The following is a 24,885-nucleotide window of genomic DNA, read 5'->3' as shown; positions in this document are numbered from 1 at the left end:
ACGCGAAGGCTTTTCCTGCTCTATGCTGCACCTACGCAAGGAGCGATGCCGCAGTGCAGCAACAGATGATGTCCCCGCCCGTGACGCAGATCACGCCCGACGCCCGCATGTCGGTGGCGGTCCATGGTGACCGCGCCAAATGCCTGCAACGGCTGATCCGGCTCGATATGCCCGTGCCTGTCACGGTGGCTTTGTCTTTTGATGCGGTGCGCGACGCGGCCCTTGGCAGCTTGCCCGATATGGCCGCCCTGATGGCGCCGTTCGGCCCGCAGCCTTTGCTGTCCGTGCGCCCGTCGAGCGAGAATGCCGATTGGGGCGGACCATCCGCGATCCTGAACGTGGGCATGAATGACGCGCGTTTCGTCACCATGGCGCAGGCGATGGGCGAGGCGGCGGCAGCGCGGCTTTACCTGCGTTTCGTGCAATCTTATGCGGTGCATGTCGCACGGCTGGACCCCGACGAATTCCATCTGCCCGATATCGCCGATGCGGACAGCCTGAACAGGCTGCTGGCCGCCTACGAGGCCGAAACCGACGAGCCTTTTCCGCAAGACCCCGCCGTGCAACTTGCCGAGGTGCTGCGGTCCATGGCGCGTGCTTGGGATGGCACGAGTGCGCGGCTGTTGCGGCAGGCCAAGGGTGCGCCTGCCAATGCGGGGCTTGGGCTTGTTGTGCAGGCGATGGCGCTGGGCGTGGGGCAGGGCGAATGCGGGTCGGGCACGGTGCAGTTCGTGGACAGCACCACAGGCGCGCCGCGGATCACGGGCCGCTATGTCGCGCAGAACGTCCCGCAGATGGACAAGACCGATGCCGAAGGCGCGCTTTATCTGACCAGCGATCCGCGTGGCGCGTCCTTGCAGGACCGCTGCCCCGAGACATTCGCGCAACTCTTGGACTGCGGTGCGCTGTGCCGCAAACACCTGCGCGAGGAAATGCAGGTCAAATTTACCATCGACGCGGGGCGGCTGCACATCCTTGATGCGGTTCGCGTGCAGCGCTCGTCGCGGGCTTCTGTGCGGATTGCCGTGGCCTTGGCCGAGGATGGCGTGATCACGCGGCAAGAGGCTGTGATGCGGGTCGAACCTGTGGCGCTGTCGGAATTGCTGCACCGGCAGGTGGACCCGACCGCGCCGCGCGATGTGCTTGTGACAGGCATCGCCGCGAGCCCCGGTGCAGCCAGTGGCCGTATCGTGCTGACCGCCAACGAAGCGCAGGCCAGTGCCGCGCGGGGCGAGGCTTGCGTGCTGGTCCGCCGCGAAACCACGCCCGAGGATATCCGCGGCATGCATGCCGCATCCGCCGTGCTGACGATGCGGGGTGGGATCACCAGCCATGCCGCCGTGATCGGGCGGGGATTGGGCGTGCCTTGCGTTGTGGGTGCGTCCGACTTGCTGATCGATCGCAAATCAGGCCGCGTTGTGGCCCCCGACGGGCGTACCTTTGCCGCCGGTGACATCATCACCGTGGATGGCACCACGGGGCAGGTGCTGGCCGGTGCGCCGCCGATGCTTGAGGCGTCTTTGGACGGCGCGTTCCAGACGCTGCTCGAATGGGCCGATATGTTCCGCGATATCGGCGTGCGCGCCAATGCCGACACACCTGCCGACGCCCAGACCGCGCGCAATTTTGCGGCCGAGGGAATCGGGCTCTGCCGGACGGAACATATGTTCTTCGAAGGCGACCGTCTGGGTGTGATGCGCGAGATGATCTTTGCCGAAAGCAGCAAGGACCGCCGCGCCGTTCTGGACCGCCTGTTGCCGATGCAGCGCGCGGATTTTGCGGAGCTGTTCAGCATCATGGAAGGGCGCAGCGTCTGTGTGCGCCTGTTCGACCCGCCGCTGCATGAGTTTCTGCCTTCCGACAAGGCGGGACTGCGCGATCTAGCCGAACAACTGGCGCTGCCTTTACCTGAAGTGACCGAACGGGTTGCCGCACTCAGCGAATATAACCCGATGCTGGGGATGCGTGGCGTGCGCTTGGGAATCGCCATTCCCGAAATCTACGACATGCAGGCGCAGGCGATCTTCGAGGCGATGGTCGCCGTCGGTGCCAAGGGTATCGCGCCTGCCGTCGATATCATGATCCCGCTGGTGTCCGCCATGCGCGAGGTCGAGCTGATGAAATCGCGCATCGAACGTGTTGCAACTAAGGTCGCAGGGCCAGCACGTGCCACGCTGAATTACCGGTTGGGCGTCATGGTGGAAACGCCGCGCGCGGCGCTGCGCGCGCAGGACATTGCCGTTCATGCCGCGTTTTTGTCCTTTGGCACCAACGACCTGACGCAAATGACCTATGGGCTGTCGCGCGACGATGCGGGGCGGTTCATGTCCACCTATGTCCAGCAGGGCGTCTATGCCGAGGACCCGTTCCACACGCTTGACATCGAAGGTGTCGGCGAACTGGTGGCGATGGGCGCGGAACGCGGACGGCGCGGGCGGCCCGATGTCGTGTTGTCGATTTGCGGTGAACATGGCGGCAGCCGCAGTGCTATCGCGTTTTGTCGCGATCACAAATTCGACTACGTCTCCTGCTCGCCTTTCCGGGTGCCGGGGGCGCGGTTGATGGCCGCGCAACTGGCCTTGAAGGATGGTATCACGAAGTCGTGAGCCACTAGATATAGTGTCTGATTTTTGGGTGCGGGCACCATCTGGTGCGATTTTATCATATTTTCACTGAATTTGGGCAATCTTCCGCCGCAGGGGTTACTAGGGGTAGACCTGAGGTTCAGATTGCCCTAACCACCACCGTGCCTCCGCGGGGCTTTCCGCGTGGTTGCTCTGGTTTGAAAAATGACGCCTTTGAAACATATCGCCGCCGCTTTTCTGGCGGCAAATCTGACCCTCGTGGCAGGCGCCGCAGTTGCGGAAAGTGACATGGCCAGCCGTTTGGCCAGTGTTCTGGGTGATGAGCGTGCAGCGCTCGCCGTGGTCCCCGATGCGCGTATGGCGCAGTTGACCAGCCTTCCCCCCGCCAGCGAGCGGGGCATTCCGACGCAACCCGTCGTGATCTATGATACCGATTTTCTTGATGCCCTGCCTGTCGCTTCGGGCGACGCCCAGTGGCAATGCCTGGCAGAGGCGCTCTATTTCGAGGCCCGCGGTGAATCCGTGCGCGGCCAGTTCGCCGTAGGCGAAGTCATCCTGAACCGCGTGGACAGCGCATCTTATCCGCAGTCGCTTTGCGGGGTTGTCACCCAGGGAACGGGGCGCAAATACGCCTGCCAGTTCAGCTATAACTGTGACGGCAATGCCAATGTGATCCGCGAACAGGACGCATGGGAACGCGTGGGCAAAATCGCCGCGATCCTGCTGGATGGCACCTCGCGCGACCTGACGGGCGGTGCCACGCATTTCCATACCCATGCTGTGAACCCGTCGTGGTCGCGCCGTTTCACACGGACCGCCACCATCGGCGCGCATCTGTTCTACCGCGAGCCTGTGCGCACCGCGTCGAACTAAGGTCGCAACCGCCCGCCACCCTGTCGCGGGCGTCCTTGTCCTGCGGGCGGGGGCGGGGTATCGCTGTCGGCAACTTGCCCGCTGACCGGACGACCTGATGACCGATGACATCCGCCTTGCCTTTGCCCATCCCAGCGAAAGGGCCGAGGCAAGCACCACCACGCCCTGCGACCGGATTTCCCTGCGCGACTATGTCGTCAGCGTGGAAATCGGCGCTTTCCAGCAGGAACGCGGCACTCTGCAGCGGGTGCGCTTTAACGTCGTGGTCGAAGTGCCGCGCCTGTCCGGCCCGATCGACGACGATGTCGACCGCATCCTGTCCTATGACCGCGTGACCGAAGCCATCGGGATCGAACTGCATGCCGAACGGCTGAACCTGCTCGAAACCCTCGCCGCGCGTGTGGCCGACCGCATCCTGCTGGAACCGCAAGCGCAGCGCGTTTTCGTGCGGATCGAAAAGCTGGATCGCGGCCCCTTTGCCTTGGGCGTCGAGATCGTGCGCGCCCGCGATGGTCACGCCCCCGGCGGGCAGGCGCATATCCCCGTGCCGCATCCGCGCGTTGTGTTTCTGTCGAATGCCGCCATTGCTTCGCCTTTGCTGTCGGGCTGGATCAACCAGCTTGCCGCCATGTCTGCCCCCGTCATCATTTGCGTCGGTGCAGGCGACACAGAGGCACCCCAGGTGGGCAACAAGCTCGCACAGCGCCGCATCGACCTGCTGGCCATCGAACAGAACGCATGGACGCTGGCCGTGCGCGATGCGCGCTGCGTCGTGGTGCAAACGCGGACAGAGCTCGACTGGGCGATGAAGAACGGCCAGATCAGCGTCTGGGCGCCGTCCAAGATCGTGCTGGATGCGGTGGACGGACCTTCCGCGAGCCCTGCCGATGCCGCAGCACTTGTCGCGTGGTTTGCAGATCAGATGAAAGCGGCTGAGCTGGTGTTCATTGGCCATGAAGCCCCTCTGACCGACCTTCCCGTGCGGGTCCTGCCTGTCGATCAGGTGGCGTTGGCATGACGCTCTATTACCGGCCACTTGTGCTGGCAGAACCGACCAGCGATACGCTCCCGCTGGCCGGGGGCTCGTGCCATTTTCGCGAGGTCGCCGTTCTGGAACGGGGGCTATCGAGCCGCATCATTCCGGCAAGCGACGTGCCCGCCACGATCCTCGCCCGCCTGACCGCGCCGCGACCTGCGATTGTGGGGCTCGCGATGGACCGCCCGCGCATCATGGGCATCCTGAACGTCACACCTGACAGTTTTTCGGATGGTGGCGATTACGCGGACCTTCCCGCTGCCACAGCCCGCGCCTTGGCGATGCAGTCCGACGGGGCCGAGATCATCGACATCGGCGGCGAAAGCACGCGGCCTGGTGCCGTGACCGTGCCCAATTCCGAGGAAATCCGCCGCACCGCCCCTGTCATTGCCGCGATCAGGGCGCAGTCTGCGGCCGCCATCTCCATCGACACGCGCAAGGCCGATGTGGCGCAAGCGGCCATCGCGGCGGGGGCGAGCATGGTCAACGATGTGGCCGCTTTCAGCCATGACCCCGCCTTGGCGCAGGTCACGGCCGTTGCGGGGCTGCCTGTCTGCCTGATGCATGCGCAGGGCGATCCCGCGACGATGCAGAACGACCCGCGCTATGATGATGTGTTGCTGGACGTCTACGACTTTCTCGCAGACCGTATCGCGCTGGCCGAGGCCGCTGGCATTGCGCGCGACGCCATCGTGATCGACCCCGGTATCGGCTTTGGCAAGACGCAAGCGCATAACCTCACCCTCCTCAAGAACCTGTCGCTGTTCCATGCCCTTGGCTGCCCGATCCTGCTAGGTGCCTCGCGCAAGCGGTTCATCGGCACGATTGGCGGCGGGCAGGATGCCAAGGACAGGGTGGCGGGTTCTGTCTCAGTGGCGCTGCATGCCGTATCGCAGGGGGTGCAGATCCTGCGGGTGCATGATACCTTCGCCACAAAACAGGCGCTGGCACTCTGGTCGGCGATCAACGGGACAGACAGCAGATGACACGCAAATTCTTTGGCACCGACGGGGTGCGCGGCACGGCGAACGTATATCCGATGACCGCCGATATGGCGCTGCGCATCGGGGCGGCGGCAGGGCGCTATTTCCGCAATGACGGATCGAACGGCCACCGTGTGGTGATCGGCAAGGACACGCGCCTGTCGGGCTATATGTTCGAAAACGCGCTGACGGCAGGGCTGACTAGCACCGGCATGAACGTGTTGCTTCTGGGGCCCGTGCCGACACCGGCGGTCGGGTTGCTGACCACCTCGATGCGTGCGGATGTCGGCATCATGATTTCCGCGAGCCACAATCCGCACCACGATAACGGGATCAAGTTCTTCGGCCCTGACGGGTTCAAACTGTCGGATGCCGCCGAGGAACAGATCGAGGCGCTGATCGCTTCCGACATCGAACCCGCCAAGGCCGCCAATATCGGGCGCGCCAAGCGGATCGACGACGGGCGGTTCCGCTATGCCGAACGGCTCAAGGCGACCTTTCCGGCGGGCATGCGGCTCGACGGACTGAAGGTCGTCGTGGATTGCGCCAATGGTGCCGCCTACAAGGTCGCGCCCGAAGTGCTGTGGGAACTCGGCGCTACCGTCATCAAGGTGGGCGTGGATCCTGACGGGTTCAACATCAACGACGGCTGCGGATCAACGCACCCCGAGCGCGCCGCACAGGTGATCCGCGAGACGGGGGCCGATGTGGGCATCTGTCTGGATGGTGACGCGGACCGCGTGATGATTCTGGATGAAACCGGCGCTGTTGCCGATGGCGACCAGATCATGGCGCTGATGGCCGCGCGCTGGGCCGCACAGGGGCGGTTGCAAGGTGACACTTTGGTGGCGACGGTCATGTCCAATCTGGGGCTGGAACGGTTCCTTGGGGCCAAGGGGCTGCACCTCAAACGCACGGCCGTCGGCGACCGTTATGTGGTCGAGGCGATGCGCGCGGGCGGGTTCAACCTTGGCGGGGAACAATCGGGCCATATCGTGATGACCGATTATGCCACAACGGGTGACGGTCTGCTGGCGGGATTGCAGTTTCTGGCCGCGATGATCGACACGGGGCAAAAGGCGAGCGTGCTTGCCCGCAATTTCGACACCGTGCCGCAGATGCTGAAGAATGTGCGTTTCACCGCAGGGACAGACCCCTTGGCGACCAAAGGCGTCGCGGCGTCGATCGCAGATGCTGAAATCAAATTGCACGGCAAAGGCCGCCTCTTGATCCGCAAATCCGGCACCGAACCGCTGATCCGCGTCATGGCGGAATGCGAGGATGATACGCTTCTGGCACAGGTCGTGGACCAGATCGTCGCCGAGGTCGCGGCGGCGTCCTGATCTTGCCCATCGTTCGAGCCTAAGTATCCCCGCCGGAGGCTCTTGCAGCGGCGAACAGCCGCTTCAGCCCCGCCCATTGGCTGATCGCAAGGCCCAGCAGGATCAGCGCAAGCGCGGCAAAGAACCGCAAAGGCAGGACCTCGTTCAGGACCAACACGCCGAAGAGCATCGACCAGACCGGCACCTGATAATTCACCAGCGTCATGAACACCGCCCCCGCGCTCCGGATGGTCGCCACGCGCAAAAGTGCTGCAAGCGCTGTCGGCACGACGCCCAGAAAAATGATCGCCGCCATCGGACGGGGGGCTGCCGCGCCGGGGATACCTTCGAGGATCAGCATCGCGGGGATCAGGGCTGCGGCACCCACGCTCAGCAAGAGCGCGGTCATCGTGATCGGGTCGATGGGCGGGCAGCGGCGGGTCATGACGCTGGATGCTGCATAGGACAGGGCAGCGGCAAGGCAGGCCAATTGGCCCAAAGGTTCCCACCCTGTCCCGATCTGCAACACACCGGGGCCGATCAGGACGACCGCGCCGCAAAAGCCGATCACGACACCCAGTGCGCTGCGCAGGCGCAGTTTTTCATCCGAAAACACATGCGCCAGCGGCAGCACGAACAAAGGCAGCGCCGCCATGGAAATCCCCGCAAAGGCCGACGGCACATATTGCTGCCCCCAACTGAGCAGGGCAAACGGCACGGCGGTGTTGAAAATGCCGATAGCCAGCAGATAGGCCCGCATCTGCGGCGTGAACTGCGGCAGGGGCCGGCGCAAGACGACCATGAGCGCCAGCATCGCAACAGCCCCCAGCGAGGTGCGCGCGCAGGCGACGGTCAGGGGGCCATAGCCTTCAAGGGCGATGGACACGACCATAAAGGTTGCCCCCCAGATCAGGCCCAAGAGCAGGATCGAGATCCAGTTCAACGGTGTCGGCTGCTGTGGCATGGGGTGCTGTCCAAAGGGCAAAAAGGCCCGGAACGTGTCCGGGCCTTGTGCGGGTGAGGCGGGGCGAGCCCCGCCCTACGGGCGCTTAGTTCTTGGCCTTGTCCACCATGCGGCCTGCGGAAATCCACGGCATCATTGCACGCAGCTTTTCACCGACCTTTTCGATCTGGTGTTCGTCGTTGATCCGGCGGGTCGCCTTGAAATAAGGCTGGCCCACGGCATTTTCCTGCATGAAATCACGCACGAATTTGCCGGTCTGGATGTCGGTCAGCACGTCTTTCATGCGCTTCTTTGTTTCCTCGTAGGGCAGGATGCGCGGACCGGAGACATATTCACCATATTCGGCGGTGTTCGAGATCGAATAGTTCATGTTGGCGATGCCGCCTTCATAGATCAGATCGACGATCAGCTTGACCTCGTGCAGACATTCGAAATAGGCCATTTCGGGCTCGTAGCCTGCCTCGACCAGCGTCTCGAAACCCATGCGGATCAGTTCAACCAGACCGCCACAGAGCACGGCCTGTTCACCGAAGAGATCGGTTTCGCATTCCTGACGGAAGTTGGTCTCGATGATGCCGGACCGCCCGCCACCGATGGCCGAGCAATAGGACAGGCCGATTTCCATCGCTTTGCCGGTCGCATCGTTGTGGACAGCCACAAGGCAGGGCACGCCGCCGCCTTTGGTATATTCGCCGCGCACGGTGTGGCCGGGGCCTTTGGGGGCCATCATGATGACGTCAACGCCGGGTTTGGGTTCGATCAGGCCGAAATGCACGTTCAGGCCGTGGGCGAAAGCGATAGCAGAGCCTTCTTTGAGGTTGTCATGGACGTATTTCTTGTAGGTCTCGGCCTGCAATTCGTCGGGCATGGTGAACATGATGACATCACACCATGCTGCGGCTTCGGCGATGCCCATGACCTTCAGCCCTTCGCCTTCGGCCTTTTTCGCGGAAGGCGAGCCTTCGCGCAGGGCAACGACGAGGTTTTTGGCACCAGAGTCGCGCAGGTTCAGCGCATGGGCGTGGCCTTGGGAGCCGTAGCCCAGAATGGCGACTTTCTTGTCCTTGATGAGGTTCACATCACAATCACGGTCGTAATAAACGCGCATCTTCGTATTCCTTTGTTGAAGCTGCCGTGTTTATAGCGCCGCCCTGCCGAAATGTGAGGTGGGTTCTTTGAGTATTTTTGGAAAAAAGAAGTTTGTTATGCGTCGTTTTGTCAAATATAGCCGATTTTATGTTGGATGACTTTGATCGCCGTTTGTTGCGCCTGTTGCAGGCCGACCCGGGCCGTGGGGTGCCGGACCTTGCCGAGGCAGCGGGAAGCACGCCTGCGCGGGTCGCGCGGCGGTTGGACGCCCTGCGCGAGACGGGGGTGATCACGGGAAGCCGGACCCTGATCGACTGGCGCGCCTTGGGCTATGCCGTGGCGGTCAGTTTGCGCATCACGCTCGACAAGACGCAATCGCGGGCGTTCGACGAGTTTCTGGCGGCGGCGCGGCTGGTGCCGGAGGTGATCGAGATCCAGACCTTTCTGGGCCGTGTCGATGTGCGCCTGTCACTGATCGCGCGCGATCTGGCGGATTACCAGCGGATCTATCGCGAGCAGATCCTTGAGTTGCCGCATATCGCGGATATCGAGGCGCTGATGACGGTTGCTACCGTCAAGGGCGACGAAAGCCTGCCGCTATGAGCCTTGATGATCTGGACCGCATGATCCTGCGCGCGCTGGTGGCCAATGCCGACCAGTCCACCACGCAGCTGGCCGCCAAACTGGGGTTGAGCCAGCCTGCCACATGGCGCCGGATCAAGCGGTTGCAGGAGGCAGGGATCATCGCGGGGCGACAGTTGCAGCTGGATGCCGCCAAGGCGGGGTTCGGCGTGACGGTGTTTCTGGGGGTAAAGCTGGCCACCAAGGGTCGCGTCAGTCTGGAGGATTTCGAGCGCGCGGTGGGGGCCATCCCCGAGGTGCAGACGGTCGATCATGTGCTGGGGCTTTACGATTACCGCCTGCGGGTTGTCGCCCGTGATCTGGCGGATTTCGAACGCGTATTGCGCCGCCGCCTGATGACCCTGCCCGGTGTCGGCAATGTCGAGGCCAATGTGCTGTTGTCAGAAGAGCGCAGACCGGGGCCGCTTTGACGCCGATCGGAAACGCGGGGCGGGCATATTGGTCTTTGTATGCCCAGATAGACTTTGATTTCAGGCCAGCCGCGCCTTAGCTGTGAAGCAACAGTTGAGGAGGACGATGATGGACGGTGCAGCACGTGGTGTGGACCCTGACGGGTTGATGGAATTTTCGGTCGTGTTCACCGACCGGTCCCTGAACCATATGTCCAAGGCATTCCAAGGCGTGATGACCGATATTTCGGCCATGCTCAAAGAGGTCTATGCCGCCGATCACGTCGCCATCGTGCCGGGCGGCGGGACCTATGGCATGGAAGCCGTGGCGCGCCAGTTCGGCAGCGGCGCGCATGCCTTTGTCGTGCGCAACGGTTGGTTTTCCTATCGCTGGTCGCAGATCTTCGATGCGGGCCAGTTCACCGCCCAGACCACGGTGATGAAGGCACGGCAGGCCGGCAATGACAGCCGCGCGCCATTTGCGCCGGCGCCGATTGACGATGTGGTTGCCGCAATCCGTGCGGCGCGCCCTGATGTCGTCTTTGCGCCGCATGTGGAAACATCCGCAGGCATCATCCTGCCCGATGATTACCTGACAGCGCTGGCCGAGGCCGCGCATGAGGTGGGGGCGATCATGGTGCTGGATTGCATCGCCTCGGGCTGCGTCTGGGTTGATATGAAGGCGACGGGCGTTGATGTGCTGATTTCCGCACCGCAAAAGGGGTGGTCCTCCACCCCGTCAGCGGGCCTTGTGATGCTGTCGCAGCGTGCGGCGGACCGGATGGCGGGGACCACGTCCAATTCCTTTGCCGTCGATCTGAAGAAATGGCACGCGATCATGCAGGCCTATGAAAACGGCGGCCATGCGTATCATGCGACCATGCCGACGGACGGGCTGCGCGCGTTCCGCGATACGATGCTGGAAACCAAGCACTACGGGTTCGACAGGCTGAAGGCTGCGCAATGGGAATTGGGCAACGCCGTGCGCCGCGTTCTGGCGGACAAGGGCGTACGGTCGGTTGCGGCGGAAGGCTTTGGTGCGCCTGGCGTCGTCGTCAGCTATACGGACGATCCGGCAACCCAGAACGGGTCCAAATTCATGGCCGAAGGCATGCAGATCGCCGCCGGTGTGCCGCTGCAATGCGACGAGCCTGCGGATTTCCGCACCTTCCGGCTGGGGCTATTCGGGTTGGACAAGCTTTACGACGTGCAAGGCACGCTCGCGCGGCTGGTGCCGGTGCTGGACCGCGTGCTTTAACGCGCGCCCAGCCCCAATTGCATCAAGGTGCGGCGCACCGGCGTGATGCCGTAAAGCGCCGCAATGCCCCGCGCGCGCATATCCTGCGCCATCGCATTGCCCAGCATGGACGTTTTGTTCAGCGCGTCGATACCCGCGACCCGCAGCTTGATATCGGGGTGGCGCTGGCGGGCGTAGCTGTCAAGCATCGCAGGGCTGCCAAGGTTCGCAGGATCAGCTGTGGCAAGATCCAGCAGGCAGGCCAGATCGCGCAGCGACATGTTCAGCCCCTGTGCGCCGATCGGCGGCATGACATGCGCGGCCTCGGCCACCAGTGCTGTGCGAGGGCCGGTGATCTGGTCAGCCACCTGAGAGATGATCGGCCAGACCATGCGTTTGGACGCGAGTTTCAGCGGGCCGTAGTGCAGGGCGGAGCGGTCGTTCGCCTCGGCCTCGAAGGCCTCAGTATCCAGCGCCGCACGCCGCAGACATTCCGCGCCGTGATCCATCCAGACCACGGCGGAGCAAGGCTTGCCGTCGTGATCGGGCAGCGGGACCAGCGTGAATGGCCCGCCCGCGCGGTGAATCTCGGTCGAGACATTGTCATGCGGCGCGTCATGCGTGACGGCAAAGGTCACGGCCTTTTGCCCGTAGCGCGTGGTCGTGGCACTGATCCCCAAGGCACGGCGCACGGCGGAATTGCGTCCGTCGGCCCCGATGACCAGCTTGGCCGCGACTTGCGTGCCATCGGTCAGGTTGACCAAGGCTGCGTTCAGGCGCGGCACCATACCTGCAAAGCCCGTACCGGGGCGGAAATCGACGTTGGGCAGATCGTGCAGGCGCGCGACAATCTCGCGCCGGAGCAGCCAGTTGGGCAGGTTCCAGCCAAAGGGCTGGTCAGAAATGTCGCTTGCGTCGAAATCGCGCACCACATGGGGGTCGGCTGCGGCATCGACGATGCGCATGATCTGCAACGGCGTCGCGTGATCCGCCAGACGCGGCCAGACGCCCGCCGTTTGCAGAAACGCCTGTGCGGGTTGCAGAAACGCGGTTGTGCGCAGATCGGCGCCGTCGCTATGGGCATCGGTGACAGGCGGCGCGGGATCGACGATCACAACCGAAAAACCGGCCGTGCCAAAGGCGGCTGCGGCGACCAGCCCCGCGACACCGCCGCCTGCGATCAGTATATCAGCGTTTTTGCGTTCCATGTGCAGGACATAGTCTGCCATGCGGGGCTTGAGAAGGATCAGCGCGCAAGCTGCGACAAGAAAGCCGTGAGGTCAGTTGCGCCGTGGTGGATATGCAGCGCGCTTTCGGGGGTTTCATGCACATGCACCGTCCGCATCCCCACATCATGCGGCACGGCCAGATTGCGCGCCTCATCCTCGAACATGGCGGCTTTGGTCGGGGTGATCCCGTCGCGGGTAAAGATCGCGGCAAAGGCCTCTGCCGTGGGTTTGGGGCGGTAATTGGCGTGTTCGACCCCGTAAACCGCATCGAAGTGCCGCGTCAGACCACGCGCGGCCAAGACGCGTTTGGCGTGGTTCTCCGTCCCGTTGGTATAGACGACCTTGCGCCCTTGCAGGCCCGCGATGGCCGCCCCTAGCAGCGGATCGGGCGTCAGATGGGCGATGTCGATGTCATGCACCTCGGCCAGAAATTCGTCGGGGTCGATTGCGTGTTCGGCCATCAGCCCCGCCAGGGTGGACCCGTGGTGCAGCCAGTAGTCATGCGCCAGCCGCAGCGCGCGGGCCTGATCCAGCCCCGTGATCCGCATCACATAGGCCGCAAAGCGCACATCCATCTGCGCGAACAGCCCCGCCGAGGGGTGATAAAGCGTATTGTCGAGGTCGAAGACCCATGTATCGACATGTGCGAAATGCTGCGTGACCATGCGCCTTGGGTAATATGGGGCAAAGGTGGGTGCAACCGCTTTGGCTTGCCTGCGACGGGGCATGCGGCGTAAGGTCTTGGGATCAACGACAGGTTTACCGATGCAAGACCCCCGCCAATCCCAGAAAGACGCCTATGCCCTGATACTGGAGGCGATCGACAGCCACCTGTATAAACCGGGTGACAGGCTGGTCGAAAGCGAGCTTGCCGAACGGTTCGGCGTGTCGCGCACCCCGATCCGTGAGGCGCTGCAGCGGCTGGAAACCCAGTCGCTGCTGACCCGCGACGGGCGGTCCTTGATCGTGGCCTCGCTGGATCATTCGCAATTGTCCGAGCTTTACGTCGTGCGTGGCGAGTTGGAAGGGCTGGCCGCGCGTCTGGCCGCCCGCCATGCCGCGCCTGAAGAGGTCAAGGTCCTGCAGGATATGCTGGAGGCCGACAAGAGGCTGATCAACGATCCAGCAGCACTCAGCCGTGCGAACCGGCGGTTTCATAAACAGATCCATCTGGCGTCGCACAACCGCTTTCTGGTGCAGCAACTGGACCTTGTGCATCGGTCGATGGCCTTGCTTGCGACGACATCGCTGGCCGCCGAAGGGCGCGGCGCGCAGACCTTGCAGGAACATGCCGATATTGTCGCGGCGATCGCTGCAGGTGATGGCGATGCAGCCTACAAGGCGCTGCGCGACCATATCTCTGCCGCTTTTGTCACGCGGCTGAAACTGGATGCGGCAAAGGTCGAGGCGGCGGAATAGCGGGCGGCTGCAATCCTGTCAGCACAACGCCATGCGCGGTCTTGTCCCAATAGAACGGGCGTGTCGCGAGTTCCGTCAGCCCCCGATAAGCAGCCAGCGTGCCTAGCGGAAAATAGATAGGCAATGTCAGCGCCCAGCCCCAGAGCCGCAGCTTGCCCGCCTTGTGAAGCCCCACGAGATTGACCAGCAAGGCCAGCACCTCGGCTGCGAAAAACGCATATGTCATCGCCCAGAACGCCCCTGCAGACAGCCAGCCGTGCAGCGGATGCGCAACGCCAAGCGGGATCAGCCACAGCGACCAGAACAGTGGCATCAGGGCAAACAGGCTGAGCGTGCCCAGAAACAGCACCTGCACCCCGATGAACTGCCACAGCCCCAGATCGTGCAGCAGGCGGGCAGGGTTGCGCATATGGACGCCGTAGGTGATCGCGTAACCTTTCAGCCAGCGCGCGCGTTGCTTGACCCAAGGCCAGGCGCGGCCATTGGCCTCTTCCATCGTCACGGTGGGGATCAGTTCGGTCGTATAGCCGCGCCGCGCCAGTCGCAGGCCCAGATCGGCATCCTCGGTCACGTTATGCGCGTCCCATGCGCCCAAGTCCTCTAGCACGGCACGGCGGAAAAACAGCGTTGTCCCGCCCAGCGGCACCACAAGGCCCAACTGTGCCAGCCCCGGCAGCACGACACGGAACCACGCCGCATATTCAATGGTGAAACAGCGCGTCAGCCAGTTGGTGCCGGTGTTGTAGTAATCCAGCACCCCTTGCAGGCAGGCAACCTGCGGGGGGCTTTGGGCGAAATAGCGGGCGACGACATGCAACTGGTCGGGGGCGGGGGCATCCTCGGCATCCCAGACGCCGATGATGCTGCCGCGCGCAAAGGGCAGGGCATAGTTCAGGGCGCGCGGCTTGGTCTTGACCCGACCGGGCGGCACGGTGATGGCCCTGATCCAGCCGGGCAGGGTGGTGCGCGCCAGTGTCGCACGGGTGGTGGCGTCATCCTCTTCCAGCACAAGGCACACGTCGAGCAAGGCGCGCGGATAGCGCACAGCCGCAAGACGGACCAGCAGATGCGAGGCGATGGCTTTTTCGCGGTAAAGAGGGACCAGCATGGTGATGACAGGCAGGTCAGCTTCGGCCACGGGGGGGAGTTGACGGGGCGCGGCCCGCAGCCCGATGATCGCGGCGGTGACTTTCAGCAGCGTCGTCACAGACAGCACCCCGATCGCCCAAAGCGAAAGCGCGACGATCAGGCTGGAGGGATCGACCGCCGCCCATGCCACGACGACAGCCAGCAGCGCGGATGCCACCACCGCCGCGCGCCTTGCGTTCCAGTTCCGGCAGCTTTCAGCGGCGGGCACGCAGCTTTCCGCCGCGGCCGCCAAGCTGGGGCCGTAAAGGGTCGTGACCGCATCGGTCAGTTTCGCTTCGGTCGTGATGCCCATCCGGACCGCGCCAAAACGCTGTTCCAGATCGGCCCGCGCCAGCGCAAAGCGGGCAGGGCAGGTTGTCAGGACAGTGACCGTGCCTTGCGTGCTCCGCCACGGCAAAAGGCCACGGCGCAGGCAGTCGCGCGCACCCCATATCGCGACAAGAGCTGCATCTGGCGGGCGGCGGGCAGGGTCGATCACCTGCACAGCATAGGCTTTTGCCAGATGGCGCGCGACCAGATCGGCGGGCAGGCTGCAATCGCGCAGCAGTACGTCGGTCAGCGGCACATCCATGCGCAACGCAGCCGCGATGGCGCGGTCGGCCTGCCGCTGGTCCAGCACCCGCTTGGCCAGTAGCGACCGCACCAGAGAAGCGTCCTGCGGGGGCAGGCCGGCAAAGGCTCTATCGGCGATGAAATCAAGCATGCGGCACCCCGCCCCGTGAACGGGTCAGGTATCGCGCCGCATGGTTAAGATGGTGTTAACCGGACTTAGCGCGCGGCGCGGGCATCCATCGCCTCGGCAAAGCGTTCGAACAGGTAATAGCTGTCCTGCGGGCCGGGGCTGGCCTCGGGGTGGTATTGCACGCTGAACACGGGGCGGCCATCGACGCGGATGCCGCAATTAGAGCCGTCAAACAGCGAGATATGCGTTTCGATCACGCCTGCAGGCAGGGTCTGGCTGTCCACGGTAAAGCCGTGGTTCATCGAGGTAATCTCGACCTTGCCGGTTTCGCGGTCCTTGACCGGATGGTTGGCGCCGTGGTGGCCGTGGTTCATCTTGACCGTGCGCGCGCCCAAAGCCAGCGCCAGCATCTGATGGCCCAGACAGATGCCAAAGACCGGAATATCGGTTTCCAGCACGCCCTTGATCATCGGCACAGCATAGACACCCGTGGCCGCCGGATCGCCCGGACCGTTGGACAAAAACACGCCGTCGGGGTTCAGGGCCAGCACATCCTCGGCCGTGGCGGAGGCGGGCAGGACGGTGACGTCACAGCCAGCCGAGGCCAGACAGCGCAGGATATTGCGCTTGGCGCCGTAGTCTACGGCCACGACCTTGTGGCGGGCCTGCGTCTGCGGCAGGTGGCCTTCGGGCCAGGCCCACCGCATCTCGTTCCACTGGTAGGACTGGGCGCAGGTCACGTCCTTGGCAAGGTCAAGCCCGACAAGACCGGCAAAGGCACGGGCCTTGGCGACCAGTTTTTCCAGATCGAATACGCCGTCGGGGTTATGGGCAAGGGCGACATGCGGCGCGCCCTGCTGGCGGATCGCGCGGGTCAGGCGGCGGGTATCGACGCCGCCCATCCCGATCCGGTTGCGCGCGGCAAGCCAGCTTTTCAGCTCTCCGGTGGCGCGCCAGTTCGACGCGTCGGTCGGGTCCCATTTGACGACCATGCCCGCCGCGACCGGATCGGCGGTTTCGTCGTCATCGGTGTTCACGCCCGTGTTGCCGATATGGGGAAAGGTAAAGGTGATCACCTGACCAGCATAAGACGGGTCGGTCATGATTTCCTGATAGCCGGTCATCGCGGTGTTGAAACACAGCTCGGCCACGGTTTCGCCCGCCGCCCCAAAGCCCATGCCGTAAAAGACCGTGCCATCCGCCAGTACAAGGCACGCCGTTGGTTTCTGCGTCATGAGCCGATCTCCATTGGTCAAATTGGTGCGGGTTTACGGGGGTGCGGCCACAGGGTCAAGGCCGGAGTGCCGCCTTGCAAACAAGGGATACCGTGGCGTCAGGTCCGCTTGTCAGACCACGGCCAAGGCGGTAAGGTGCGGGTTCTTTGTCGGGACAGAAACAGGACTTTTTATGCAGTTGCGCGACCGGATCACCACCGCATTGACCGATGCGATGAGAGCGAAGGAAGCCGACAGGCTGTCCACGCTGCGCCTGATCAACGCCGCGATCAAGGACCGCGACATCGCCATGCGCGGCACTGCCGACGAGGCCGCTGGCCTGTCGGATGCCGATGTCCTTGCGATCATGGGCCGAATGGTCAAGCAACGACAGGAAAGCGCGCGCGCCTATGAAGAAGGCGGCAGGCTGGAACTGGCGGAAAAGGAACTGGCCGAAATCAAGGTGATCGAGGAATTCCTGCCCCGCCAGCTGTCCGAGACTGAAGCCGAGGCCGCTGTCGATGCCGCCATCGCCGCCGTGGGTGCGACCAGTATCCGCGACATGGGCAAGGTCATGGCCGAACTAAAGACGCGCTACACCGGCCAGATGGATTTCGCCAAGGCCGGACCCTTGGTCAAATCGCGACTGGGATAATCCCCTTCATCATTGTTCGAGCCCAAATATCCCCGCCGGAGGCATAAAAGTTTTTGCACCCGCTAGGGTGCTGCGTCGCCGCGCAAGGCGCGCTTGAGATCGCCGTAAAGTGCGAGTCGTTCGGACACATCCAGAAACGCCCCGATCTCGACCTCGCGGTCGCCGCCACGCAGGGTGATGTAATTCTCGACCGGCCCGCCTTTGGGGTGCAGGTGCACGGTCACCCAATAGCGGTTGGCATGCCATTCCTGCCGGTCGCCCTTGGGGTTGTAGCGCGTCAGATGTGCAGATGTGTCGTCCACGACCAGTTCCTCCAGCACCTCGCCGCGCTTGTAGCTGATGCTGATCGCGGTCCATAGCCCCCAGAACATCAGCGCAAAAAACGGCAGCAAGGCCCAGACGACCACCGACCCCAGCAGCGAGATCAGCGGCAGCGCCACCAGCGCAGCCGTCGCCCCCATGAACAGCACGAAATCCTTGCGCAACAAGGACCGGTATGGCCAGAGGCTCAGCTGCCAGCCGGTCTGCGTATCGGGGTGGTCGGGGGTCCATTCGTAGGGCATGTCGTCTCCTTGCGGCGGAGTGTGGTCTTTGCGCGGAGCTAGAGCCATGCGTGAAACTGTCACCCCCGTAAGACGCCGTAGCGGTGGACCGAAGGCAAGAAATTGCCCGTAAGGGTTAGCTTTTTATAGCAATTAACGCAGGTGCGCGAAATCTTGGTGCGACGGCTGCTTTGAGCCCATAGTTCAGATATTCTGCAACGCAGCGAATGACTGCATCACCTTGTTTCGGTTCTTCCAATCGCCCCTAATCCATGGATAATCCGCATCATTCAAATCTTGAGAAGTCTTATGCCGCTACTTGATCCGCCACTAACACCTCCACCTAAACTTAAGCTATCCCGACTGCGAGATATTGGGTGGTCCGTTTGGGACCCAATTGGACTGATCGGCGCTGATCAAAAGTGGAGCGACGAAGATTGCCTGCCGTTCGCAGACGAGTATGATAGCTATTTAATGCAGGCAGCAGGCCGACTTCGGAGAGGCGAAGCCGCGTCGGATGTTGCAAGTTATCTGGCTAAAATCGAATTTGATTACATAGGCTTGGGCGGCCCGTTCCAAACGGCATTGGCTCGTGCTGAAAAAGTTGTAGAAGCTATCCAAGCGGACACAAAGCTCTGGACTTACCCTGATTGATAATAGTTCATGATCTACAGGTAGGCTAGATGAGCGACATTCCGTGATGTGCTCCATAAAGCAGACTTTGGGTTCCGTTTGAACGATGACCGCAAAGTCCCGCACAGCAGACATCCAGCCTGCAAAAAACTTCCGTAGAAATCTCTGCGAGTCTTTGTCCACTCCAGTCTCTCTGTCGCAAGACATTTAGCTCAGCCGCCCATCGCCCAAAGCAAAAAGCCCCCGCATGGCGGGGGCTTTTGATCTTTCGCGCCGCTAGTGCGCGTGTTGCTTGTCCCAGTCTTCGCGCTTGGGCAGCTGCTCGAACGTATGCTCGGGCGGCGGGCAGGGCAGGGTCCATTCCAGCGTGTCGGCATATTCGTTCCACGGGTTGTTTTCCGTGACAACGCGGCCGCGCAGCAGGGTCCATGCGATCACGCCGATGAAGAACAGGAACGACGCGAAGGACAGGAATGCACCCCAGGACGACACAAGGTTCCACAGCGCGAAAGCGTCAGGATAGTCGATGTAGCGGCGTGGCATGCCCTGACGGCCAAGGAAGTGCTGCGGGAAGAATGTCAGGTTCGCACCGATGAACATGGTCCAGAAGTGGACCTTGCCGGCCCATTCAGGATACATGCGGCCCGACATCTTGGGCAGGTAGAAGTAGATCCCTGCAAAGATGGCGAAGACCGCACCCAAGCTCATCACATAGTGGAAGTGGGCGACGACGTAATAGGTGTCGTGATACACACGGTCCACAGCGGCTTGGCTCAGTACGATGCCGGTCACGCCACCGACGGTGAACAGGAACAGGAAACCGAACGCCCAGAGCATCGGTGTCTTGAACTCGATCGACCCGCCCCACATCGTCGCGATCCAAGAGAAGATCTTGACGCCTGTCGGCACCGCGATGACCATCGTGGCCAGCATGAAATAGCTTTGCTGGGTCAGCGACATGCCCACGGTGTACATGTGGTGCGCCCAGACGACAAAGCCCAGAACAGCAATCGCGACCATCGCATAGACCATCGGCAGATAGCCGAAGATCGGCTTGCGGCTGAAGGTGGCGATGACGTGGCTGATGATGCCGAAACCGGGGATGATGATGATGTACACTTCGGGGTGTCCGAAGAACCACAGGATGTGCTGGTAAAGGACCGGATCGCCGCCGCCTTCAGGCTGGAAGAAGGTCGTGCCGAAATTGCGGTCGGTCAGCAACATGGTGATGGCACCGGCCAGAACCGGCAGCGCCAGCAGGATCATCCAGGCGGTGACAAAGATCGACCAAGCGAACAGCGGCACTTTGTGCAGTGTCATGCCCGGCGCGCGCATGTTCAGGAAGGTGGTGATGATGTTGATCGCACCCAGGATCGACGACGCGCCCGACAGGTGGACGGCAAAGATCGCAAGGTCCATCGACAGACCCGCCTCGTTGGTGGACAAGGGAGGATACATGACCCAGCCCACGCCCGACCCGAGCTGGCCGTTGCCGCCCGGTGCCAGCATCGAGGCCACACCCATCGCGCCACCCGCGACGAACATCCAGAACGACAGGTTGTTCAGGCGCGGAAACGCCATGTCAGGTGCGCCGATCTGCAGCGGCATGAAATAGTTGCCGAAGCCCCCGAACAGTGCGGGAATGACGACGAAGAACATCATCAGCACGCCGTGATAGGTGATCAGGACGTTCCAGAGGTGCCCGTTGGGTGTGCAAGGATCGGTCATGAACCCTTCCATGCACATGTATTGCACGCCCGGATGCATGAGCTCGAGGCGCATATAGACGGTGAACGCGACCGAAATGAACCCAAGGAAACCTGCCGTGAACAGGTACAGGATCCCGATGTCCTTGTGGTTGGTCGACATGAACCACCGGGTAAAGAAGCTCCGGTTGTCCTGATGTGCGTCGCCGTGGATGGCTGCGTCCGCCATGTGGCTCTCCTCGTATTGGCTACAGATCGACGCCGCCGATTCAACGAAGGGCGGTCGTTGTCCAGCGTTCTAATCGCTTGCACCGCAAGGGGCAACTGCGGATGCGGCGCAGACGCTGGGTTATATTGGCGCAGGGGGGGTGAAGGTTGCCACAAAACTTTGCCGCAAGGCCACATCCAGATCGGCCATGCTGACAGGCAGGCCGAGGTCCACCAGCGACGTCACACCGTGGTCGCGGATGCCGCAGGGCACGATGCCGTCGAAATGCGACAGCTCGGGGTCAAGATTGATCGCAAGGCCGTGAAATGACACCCATTTGCGCATGCGGATGCCGATGGCCGCGATCTTGTCCTCGGCCAGCGTTCCATCCGGCCCGCGTGGCTTGTCGGGACGCTGGACCCAGACACCGACGCGGCCTGGCCGGATTTCGCCCTTGATGTTGAACGCCTCCAGCGTGCCGATCACCCAGTTTTCCAGATCCTGCACAAAACGGCGCACGTCGCGCCCGCGCTTGCCTACGTCGAGCATGACATAGACCACCCGCTGGCCCGGCCCGTGATAGGTATATTCGCCGCCGCGCCGCGCGTCATGCACCGGAAAGCGGTCAGGCGCGATCAGGTCCGCCGCCTTGGCGGAGGTGCCGGCGGTATAAAGCGGGGGATGTTCGAGTAGCCAGATACATTCATCCGCCTCGCCCGCGATGATCGCGTTGACGCGGGTTTCCATGAAGGCCAGCGCCTCGTCATAGCCGGTTAGCCCGTCGCTGATGATCCAGTCGACCATGGCTAACGGGGCAACAGCCCCGCCTCCTTGATCGCGGGCACATTCGCGCGGCTGACAGGAATATCGGTGCCGGTGCGCAAGGACAGTACCGCGCCGTCACCTTTGCGGCGGGCCGAGGTGACATGGTCCAGCGCCACCCAGTGCGACCTGTGGACCTGCAACCCGCGCAGGTCGCCGGTTTCCCTGATCGCATCGGACAGGCGCATCAACAGCACATCTTCCCCCTTTGTGGTTCGCACCCTGACATAATGGTCCTCGACCGAAAGCGCCACCAGCGCGCCGCGTTTCTCCAGCGGGAGCCGATCCAGGAGCAGGCAGCGCTGTGGCGCAGGGGGCGTGGGCTGATCATGCAGCAGATGGAACATGACCGAGATGATCACCGCGATGGCGGCGGTATTGAAAACGGCCGCCAAAAGATCGCGCCCCGCAGGCAGATCCGACAGGAGAGCCCAGCTTAGCCCCAGCACGACAAGTGTCGCGCCGGTGGCCGTCAGGACGGCTCCTGCCGCGATCCGTGCGGGGCGGCGGGTGAACCGCTGCTCGGCAATGCGATGTGCCAGAAACCCCGCCGCATAGGTCAGGACGACGACTAGATGCCAGAAGACGAACCGCATAGCAGTGCTTTCCGCCCGCTGCGGCAGGATCAGCGTCAGAATCATCGCCACCCCGACCATCAGCACAAGCGCCAGCGGCTGCGCCACATGAGCGCGCAATTCGCGCAGCGTGGATTGCGGGCGAGCGTCATTCACGAAGTTTTCGCCGGTTTCACGCATCTTTCGTTGGTCCTTGGCGCAGAAAAAGGCATCCGCATCCCGTTCTATCATTTTGCGGGGATTTTGCCATGCCACTCGGACCCATTCTGGACGCTTCTGCCATCATCCAGTTCCACCTTGCCGCCGCCTTGCCCGCGCTGTTGCTGGGGCCTGTGGTGATCTGGGGGCGACTGCCACAGCGCTGGCACAAGCGGCTGGGCTATGGTTGGGTCGCGAGCATGGCGCTGTTGGCGGGGTCGGGGCTGTTCATTCCGTCGCACGGTCTTGCGGTTATCGGGCCGCTGGGGCCGATCCATCTGCTTAGCCTGATGACCTTCTGGGGGATCGGGCAGGGGGTCTGGTTCGCGCGGCAGGGACGGGTGCAGGCCCATCAACAGGCGATGCGCGCAGTCTGGTTCTGGGCGCTGGGCATCGCGGGGCTGTTCACGCTGGCGCCGGGGCGGTTGATGAACGAATTGCTGCTGGCGGGCGGCACTCTTGCGGCTGTGATCGTGATCGGCGCGGGTATCGTGGCGGTCCTGTTGCTGGCGCGGCTCACACCGCGCCCGTTCCGGACACGGCATTCCGGCGACCTCCGCGTTTTTGCCCTTGAGAAGGACCAGACCTTTGACTAAAGACGAGCGCACCAGCCTTGGCATTGCGGTCGTGGCGGAATTGGTAGACGCGCAGCGTTGAGGTCGCTGTGAAGTAACATTCGTGGGGGTTCGAGTCCCCCCGACCGCACCAAGACTGTCACAAGGTCAGGCGTCACGCCACTGACCGGATGGCACATCCTCTACAGACCAGTCTCCGATCCGCCAGCGCACCAGCCGCAGTGTGGGAAAGCCGATATGCGCGGTCATCCGGCGCACCTGCCGGTTGCGACCTTCCTTGATCGTGATCTCGATCCACTGGTCCGGCACCGATTTGCGGAACCGCACAGGCGGGTCACGGTCCCACAGCACAGGAGGCGCGATCAGCCGGACCTGCGCGGGACGCGTTGGGCCGTCGTTCAGTGTCACACCTTGGCGTAAAGGGGCCAGATCGGCGTCGGTGGGTGCGCCTTCGACCTGCACCAGATAGGTTTTGGGCCATTTGTGGCGCGGGTCCGCGATCCGCGCCTGCAAAGCGCCGTCATCGGTCAGGACCAGCAATCCTTCGCTGTCGCGGTCAAGCCGGCCTGCGGGATAGACGCCCGGCACATCGACAAAAGCCGACAGCGTCGGGCGTGGCGAGGGGCTGCGCAGGTCAGTAAATTGCGACAGCACGCCGTAAGGTTTGTTGAAAAGCAGGATGCGCGACATGGCGTTTTCTAGCCCGCGGCGTGCGCCGCCGTCCACCGTATACCTTGGTGTGCCACTAAGTAATTATAAATCAACACTTTTATGGTTTACAGAACAGATCGGTGCGCTAGTGTACCCCTGACCCTTTTGTGAAAGCGCTTTGCCATGCCGCCGATTGCCGACCATCCCCTGCGCTATACGCTGGCGAATGAACTGCACGCGCGGCCGTTTCCGGCTGTGGGCGCGCCCAGCCGTGCTGCCTATCTGGCGATCAAGCCCGCCAGTAATGCCGCAGGCCGCGACCGTGCGGCGGACCGTGCGCATCTGCTGGACCTTCTGGACAGGTTCGGTGCGCAGCACCCGCAGCCCGATGCAACGCATTACTTTGGCACTATCGGCAAGCATCAGCTGAAATGGGAAAGCCATACCGAATTTGTGACCTATACGGTCTTTGGAGACGGTGTCGCGCAGCGCCCCTTTGATGCCGCCACGTTCGAGGTCTTTCCCGATGACTGGCTGTCCAAAGCACCGGGCACCCGCGTCACCTCGGCCCTGATCCGGATCGAGGTCGTGGCCACCGATGACGGTATCCTCGACAAGGCAAACGACTGGTTCGTGCCCGAAAGCCTTGCCATCAGCCGCGTTGTGGAAAACGATCTGGTGATTGCGGGCGATTTCCGCATCGACACGGCTGGACACATGCGCTTTGCCGTCTTTGCCCGCCCGAATGTCGATGACCGCCGGATCGGGCGTGTTGTCCAGCGCCTGTGCGAGATCGAGACCTACAAGGCGATGTCGATGCTGGCCTTGTCCAAGGCGCGCTCGCTTGGGCCGAAGATGGCGGAGTTCGACAAGACCCTGACCAGCCTGCTTGAGGATATGCGCCTGTCGGTGGCGGACCCCGCCAAGGTGCTGCAATCGCTGCTGCAGGTCTCGGCCGAGATTGAAAACACCATCGCGCAGACGACTTTCCGCTTCGGGGCAGCGGGGGCGTATGAGACCATCGTCAACCAGCGGATCACGGTCCTGCGCGAGGAACGGTTCGGCGGGCGGCAGACATTCGGCGAGTTCATGATGCGCAGGTTCGATCCCGCCATGCGTACCGTCAAATCTACCGAGGCGCGGCTTTACGCCATGTCCGAACGCGCGCTGCGGGCAGGGGATCTCTTGCGCACGCGGGTCGATGTGGAACGCTCGGCGCAGAATCAGGAACTGCTCACCAGCATGGACAAGCGCGCCGATCTGCAACTGCGCCTGCAACGCACGGTCGAAGGGCTGTCCGTCGTCGCGATCAGCTATTACGCCGTAAACCTCGCCCTTTACATGGCCGCACCCTTGGAAGAGGCATTTGGCATCACCAAACCTGTGATGACCGCCGTTGCTACGCCTGTCGTGCTGGTGCTTGTGTGGCTGATGGTGCGCCGGATTCGCAAGCGGATGGAATGACGCCGGCTTGCCAGAGCCTTGGCACGTGATACGATCCGCCTTG

The 24,885-nt window shown here is 62.9% G+C and carries 23 protein-coding genes and 1 tRNA gene; 13 read left to right on the top strand and 11 right to left on the bottom strand.

Annotated elements, in window-relative coordinates; genetic code table 11:
• Positions 1-68: 68 nt before the first annotated feature.
• The 5 genes from VCK47_RS04845 (at position 69) to glmM (ending at position 6,820) form a co-directional block, all read left to right on the top strand.
• Positions 69-2,606, top strand: coding sequence for a putative PEP-binding protein (locus tag VCK47_RS04845; RefSeq protein WP_322889586.1), 2,538 nt, complete (start codon positions 69-71; stop codon positions 2,604-2,606).
• A 183-nt stretch (positions 2,607-2,789) separates the two neighbouring features.
• The gene (locus tag VCK47_RS04840; protein ID WP_322889585.1) at positions 2,790-3,458 is read left to right on the top strand and encodes a cell wall hydrolase; all 669 of its coding nucleotides are present in this window, start codon (positions 2,790-2,792) and stop codon (positions 3,456-3,458) included.
• 97 nt (positions 3,459-3,555) lie between these two features.
• On the top strand, positions 3,556-4,476 hold the full coding sequence (locus VCK47_RS04835) for a dihydroneopterin aldolase (protein ID WP_322889584.1): 921 nt from the start codon (positions 3,556-3,558) through the stop codon (positions 4,474-4,476).
• Complete coding sequence (gene folP, locus VCK47_RS04830) at positions 4,473-5,480, top strand: dihydropteroate synthase (protein WP_322889583.1); 1,008 nt, start codon at positions 4,473-4,475, stop codon at positions 5,478-5,480. Before VCK47_RS04835 ends, folP begins: the two co-directional genes overlap by 4 nt.
• On the top strand, positions 5,477-6,820 hold the full coding sequence (glmM, locus tag VCK47_RS04825) for a phosphoglucosamine mutase (protein WP_322889582.1): 1,344 nt from the start codon (positions 5,477-5,479) through the stop codon (positions 6,818-6,820). The genes folP and glmM overlap by 4 nt, the downstream gene beginning before the upstream one ends.
• Before the next feature lie 19 nt (positions 6,821-6,839).
• Here the strand turns inward: glmM and VCK47_RS04820 are convergent, their stop codons facing one another.
• The gene (locus VCK47_RS04820) at positions 6,840-7,763 is read right to left on the bottom strand and encodes a DMT family transporter (RefSeq protein ID WP_322889581.1); all 924 of its coding nucleotides are present in this window, start codon (positions 7,761-7,763) and stop codon (positions 6,840-6,842) included.
• A gap of 85 nt (positions 7,764-7,848) precedes the next feature.
• Complete coding sequence (gene ilvC, locus VCK47_RS04815; protein ID WP_322889580.1) at positions 7,849-8,871, bottom strand: ketol-acid reductoisomerase; 1,023 nt, start codon at positions 8,869-8,871, stop codon at positions 7,849-7,851.
• Between the two features lie 128 nt (positions 8,872-8,999).
• Here ilvC and VCK47_RS04810 point away from each other — a divergent pair, with 128 nt between their 5' ends.
• The 3 genes from VCK47_RS04810 to VCK47_RS04800 all read left to right on the top strand — a co-directional run bounded on the left by VCK47_RS04810 (position 9,000) and on the right by VCK47_RS04800 (position 11,141).
• Positions 9,000-9,455 (top strand): Lrp/AsnC family transcriptional regulator, encoded by a 456-nt coding sequence (locus VCK47_RS04810; protein WP_322889579.1) that lies wholly within the window; start codon positions 9,000-9,002, stop codon positions 9,453-9,455.
• Positions 9,452-9,904, top strand: a complete 453-nt coding sequence (locus VCK47_RS04805; protein ID WP_322889578.1) for an Lrp/AsnC family transcriptional regulator — start codon at positions 9,452-9,454, stop codon at positions 9,902-9,904. Before VCK47_RS04810 ends, VCK47_RS04805 begins: the two co-directional genes overlap by 4 nt.
• 109 nt (positions 9,905-10,013) lie before the next feature.
• Positions 10,014-11,141, top strand: a complete 1,128-nt coding sequence (locus VCK47_RS04800; protein ID WP_322890025.1) for an aminotransferase class V-fold PLP-dependent enzyme — start codon at positions 10,014-10,016, stop codon at positions 11,139-11,141.
• On the opposite strand, the gene VCK47_RS04795 is transcribed toward VCK47_RS04800, so the two are convergent.
• Together VCK47_RS04795 and VCK47_RS04790 are read right to left on the bottom strand one after the other, a co-directional pair.
• Entirely contained in the window at positions 11,138-12,349 is a 1,212-nt protein-coding gene (locus VCK47_RS04795) for a UbiH/UbiF family hydroxylase (protein WP_322889577.1), read from the bottom strand. The genes VCK47_RS04800 and VCK47_RS04795 overlap by 4 nt on opposite strands.
• 17 nt (positions 12,350-12,366) lie before the next feature.
• The gene (locus tag VCK47_RS04790) at positions 12,367-13,014 is read right to left on the bottom strand and encodes a pyrimidine 5'-nucleotidase (RefSeq protein WP_322890024.1); all 648 of its coding nucleotides are present in this window, start codon (positions 13,012-13,014) and stop codon (positions 12,367-12,369) included.
• Between the two features lie 100 nt (positions 13,015-13,114).
• Between VCK47_RS04790 and VCK47_RS04785 the strand changes: the two genes are divergently transcribed.
• Positions 13,115-13,768 (top strand): GntR family transcriptional regulator, encoded by a 654-nt coding sequence (locus VCK47_RS04785; protein WP_322889576.1) that lies wholly within the window; start codon positions 13,115-13,117, stop codon positions 13,766-13,768.
• Here the strand turns inward: VCK47_RS04785 and VCK47_RS04780 are convergent.
• Together VCK47_RS04780 and carA are read right to left on the bottom strand one after the other, a co-directional pair.
• Positions 13,722-15,620 carry a glycosyltransferase gene (locus tag VCK47_RS04780; protein WP_322889575.1) on the bottom strand — a complete coding sequence of 633 codons (1,899 nt, stop codon included), beginning with the start codon at positions 15,618-15,620 and terminating at the stop codon, positions 13,722-13,724. The two genes, VCK47_RS04785 and VCK47_RS04780, sit on opposite strands and share 47 nt — an antisense overlap.
• A gap of 65 nt (positions 15,621-15,685) precedes the next feature.
• Entirely contained in the window at positions 15,686-16,834 is a 1,149-nt protein-coding gene (carA, locus tag VCK47_RS04775) for a glutamine-hydrolyzing carbamoyl-phosphate synthase small subunit (RefSeq protein WP_322889574.1), read from the bottom strand.
• A 172-nt stretch (positions 16,835-17,006) separates the two neighbouring features.
• Here carA and VCK47_RS04770 point away from each other — a divergent pair, with 172 nt between their 5' ends.
• Complete coding sequence (locus VCK47_RS04770) at positions 17,007-17,468, top strand: GatB/YqeY domain-containing protein (RefSeq protein ID WP_322889573.1); 462 nt, start codon at positions 17,007-17,009, stop codon at positions 17,466-17,468.
• A 62-nt stretch (positions 17,469-17,530) separates the two neighbouring features.
• On the opposite strand, the gene VCK47_RS04765 is transcribed toward VCK47_RS04770, so the two are convergent.
• From VCK47_RS04765 to VCK47_RS04750, 4 genes are all read right to left on the bottom strand, one after another.
• Positions 17,531-18,031: a DUF2244 domain-containing protein gene (locus VCK47_RS04765; protein WP_322889572.1), complete on the bottom strand. Its 501-nt coding sequence runs from the start codon at positions 18,029-18,031 to the stop codon at positions 17,531-17,533.
• 888 nt (positions 18,032-18,919) lie between these two features.
• Positions 18,920-20,578, bottom strand: a complete 1,659-nt coding sequence (ctaD, locus tag VCK47_RS04760; RefSeq protein WP_322889571.1) for a cytochrome c oxidase subunit I — start codon at positions 20,576-20,578, stop codon at positions 18,920-18,922.
• A gap of 120 nt (positions 20,579-20,698) precedes the next feature.
• Positions 20,699-21,361: a lipoyl(octanoyl) transferase LipB gene (gene lipB / locus VCK47_RS04755; RefSeq protein ID WP_322889570.1), complete on the bottom strand. Its 663-nt coding sequence runs from the start codon at positions 21,359-21,361 to the stop codon at positions 20,699-20,701.
• A 2-nt stretch (positions 21,362-21,363) separates the two neighbouring features.
• Positions 21,364-22,134 carry a LytTR family DNA-binding domain-containing protein gene (locus VCK47_RS04750; protein ID WP_322889569.1) on the bottom strand — a complete coding sequence of 257 codons (771 nt, stop codon included), beginning with the start codon at positions 22,132-22,134 and terminating at the stop codon, positions 21,364-21,366.
• A gap of 68 nt (positions 22,135-22,202) precedes the next feature.
• On the opposite strand from VCK47_RS04750, the gene VCK47_RS04745 reads away from it, so the two are divergent.
• On the top strand, positions 22,203-22,748 hold the full coding sequence (locus VCK47_RS04745; RefSeq protein ID WP_322889568.1) for a DUF2306 domain-containing protein: 546 nt from the start codon (positions 22,203-22,205) through the stop codon (positions 22,746-22,748).
• 25 nt (positions 22,749-22,773) lie between these two features.
• Positions 22,774-22,860: transfer RNA gene (locus tag VCK47_RS04740), tRNA-Leu, on the top strand.
• 14 nt (positions 22,861-22,874) lie between these two features.
• On the opposite strand, the gene VCK47_RS04735 is transcribed toward VCK47_RS04740, so the two are convergent.
• Positions 22,875-23,417, bottom strand: a complete 543-nt coding sequence (locus tag VCK47_RS04735; protein WP_322889567.1) for a pseudouridine synthase — start codon at positions 23,415-23,417, stop codon at positions 22,875-22,877.
• Positions 23,418-23,561: 144 nt separating this feature from the next.
• Between VCK47_RS04735 and VCK47_RS04730 the strand changes: the two genes are divergently transcribed.
• Entirely contained in the window at positions 23,562-24,842 is a 1,281-nt protein-coding gene (locus VCK47_RS04730; RefSeq protein WP_322889566.1) for a DUF3422 domain-containing protein, read from the top strand.
• Positions 24,843-24,885: the final 43 nt, after the last annotated feature.

The organism is Yoonia sp. 72, from assembly GCF_034652275.1.
GTDB lineage: Bacteria > Pseudomonadota > Alphaproteobacteria > Rhodobacterales > Rhodobacteraceae > Yoonia.
The sequence above is the reverse complement of the archived record's forward strand: the minus strand, read 5'-3'. Positions and strand labels throughout refer to the sequence as shown.

Excerpts from the sequence above, each read along its gene's own strand:
- VCK47_RS04805 (WP_322889578.1), top strand. The coding sequence starts at position 9,452 with ATGAGCCTTGATGATCTGGACCGCATGATCCTGCGCGCGCTGGTGGCC.
- ilvC (WP_322889580.1), bottom strand. The coding sequence starts at position 8,871 with ATGCGCGTTTATTACGACCGTGATTGTGATGTGAACCTCATCAAGGAC.
- carA (WP_322889574.1), bottom strand. The coding sequence starts at position 16,834 with ATGACGCAGAAACCAACGGCGTGCCTTGTACTGGCGGATGGCACGGTC.
- VCK47_RS04835 (WP_322889584.1), top strand. The coding sequence starts at position 3,556 with ATGACCGATGACATCCGCCTTGCCTTTGCCCATCCCAGCGAAAGGGCC.
- VCK47_RS04795 (WP_322889577.1), bottom strand. The coding sequence starts at position 12,349 with ATGGCAGACTATGTCCTGCACATGGAACGCAAAAACGCTGATATACTG.
- VCK47_RS04750 (WP_322889569.1), bottom strand. The coding sequence starts at position 22,134 with ATGCGTGAAACCGGCGAAAACTTCGTGAATGACGCTCGCCCGCAATCC.
- VCK47_RS04840 (WP_322889585.1), top strand. The coding sequence starts at position 2,790 with ATGACGCCTTTGAAACATATCGCCGCCGCTTTTCTGGCGGCAAATCTG.
- VCK47_RS04790 (WP_322890024.1), bottom strand. The coding sequence starts at position 13,014 with ATGGTCACGCAGCATTTCGCACATGTCGATACATGGGTCTTCGACCTC.
- glmM (WP_322889582.1), top strand. The coding sequence starts at position 5,477 with ATGACACGCAAATTCTTTGGCACCGACGGGGTGCGCGGCACGGCGAAC.
- VCK47_RS04800 (WP_322890025.1), top strand. The coding sequence starts at position 10,014 with ATGGACGGTGCAGCACGTGGTGTGGACCCTGACGGGTTGATGGAATTT.
- VCK47_RS04810 (WP_322889579.1), top strand. The coding sequence starts at position 9,000 with ATGTTGGATGACTTTGATCGCCGTTTGTTGCGCCTGTTGCAGGCCGAC.
- VCK47_RS04845 (WP_322889586.1), top strand. The coding sequence starts at position 69 with ATGTCCCCGCCCGTGACGCAGATCACGCCCGACGCCCGCATGTCGGTG.
- VCK47_RS04735 (WP_322889567.1), bottom strand. The coding sequence starts at position 23,417 with ATGTCGCGCATCCTGCTTTTCAACAAACCTTACGGCGTGCTGTCGCAA.
- VCK47_RS04780 (WP_322889575.1), bottom strand. The coding sequence starts at position 15,620 with ATGCTTGATTTCATCGCCGATAGAGCCTTTGCCGGCCTGCCCCCGCAG.
- ctaD (WP_322889571.1), bottom strand. The coding sequence starts at position 20,578 with ATGGCGGACGCAGCCATCCACGGCGACGCACATCAGGACAACCGGAGC.
- VCK47_RS04820 (WP_322889581.1), bottom strand. The coding sequence starts at position 7,763 with ATGCCACAGCAGCCGACACCGTTGAACTGGATCTCGATCCTGCTCTTG.
- VCK47_RS04770 (WP_322889573.1), top strand. The coding sequence starts at position 17,007 with ATGCAGTTGCGCGACCGGATCACCACCGCATTGACCGATGCGATGAGA.
- folP (WP_322889583.1), top strand. The coding sequence starts at position 4,473 with ATGACGCTCTATTACCGGCCACTTGTGCTGGCAGAACCGACCAGCGAT.
- VCK47_RS04745 (WP_322889568.1), top strand. The coding sequence starts at position 22,203 with ATGCCACTCGGACCCATTCTGGACGCTTCTGCCATCATCCAGTTCCAC.
- lipB (WP_322889570.1), bottom strand. The coding sequence starts at position 21,361 with ATGGTCGACTGGATCATCAGCGACGGGCTAACCGGCTATGACGAGGCG.
- VCK47_RS04765 (WP_322889572.1), bottom strand. The coding sequence starts at position 18,031 with ATGCCCTACGAATGGACCCCCGACCACCCCGATACGCAGACCGGCTGG.
- VCK47_RS04785 (WP_322889576.1), top strand. The coding sequence starts at position 13,115 with ATGCAAGACCCCCGCCAATCCCAGAAAGACGCCTATGCCCTGATACTG.
- VCK47_RS04730 (WP_322889566.1), top strand. The coding sequence starts at position 23,562 with ATGCCGCCGATTGCCGACCATCCCCTGCGCTATACGCTGGCGAATGAA.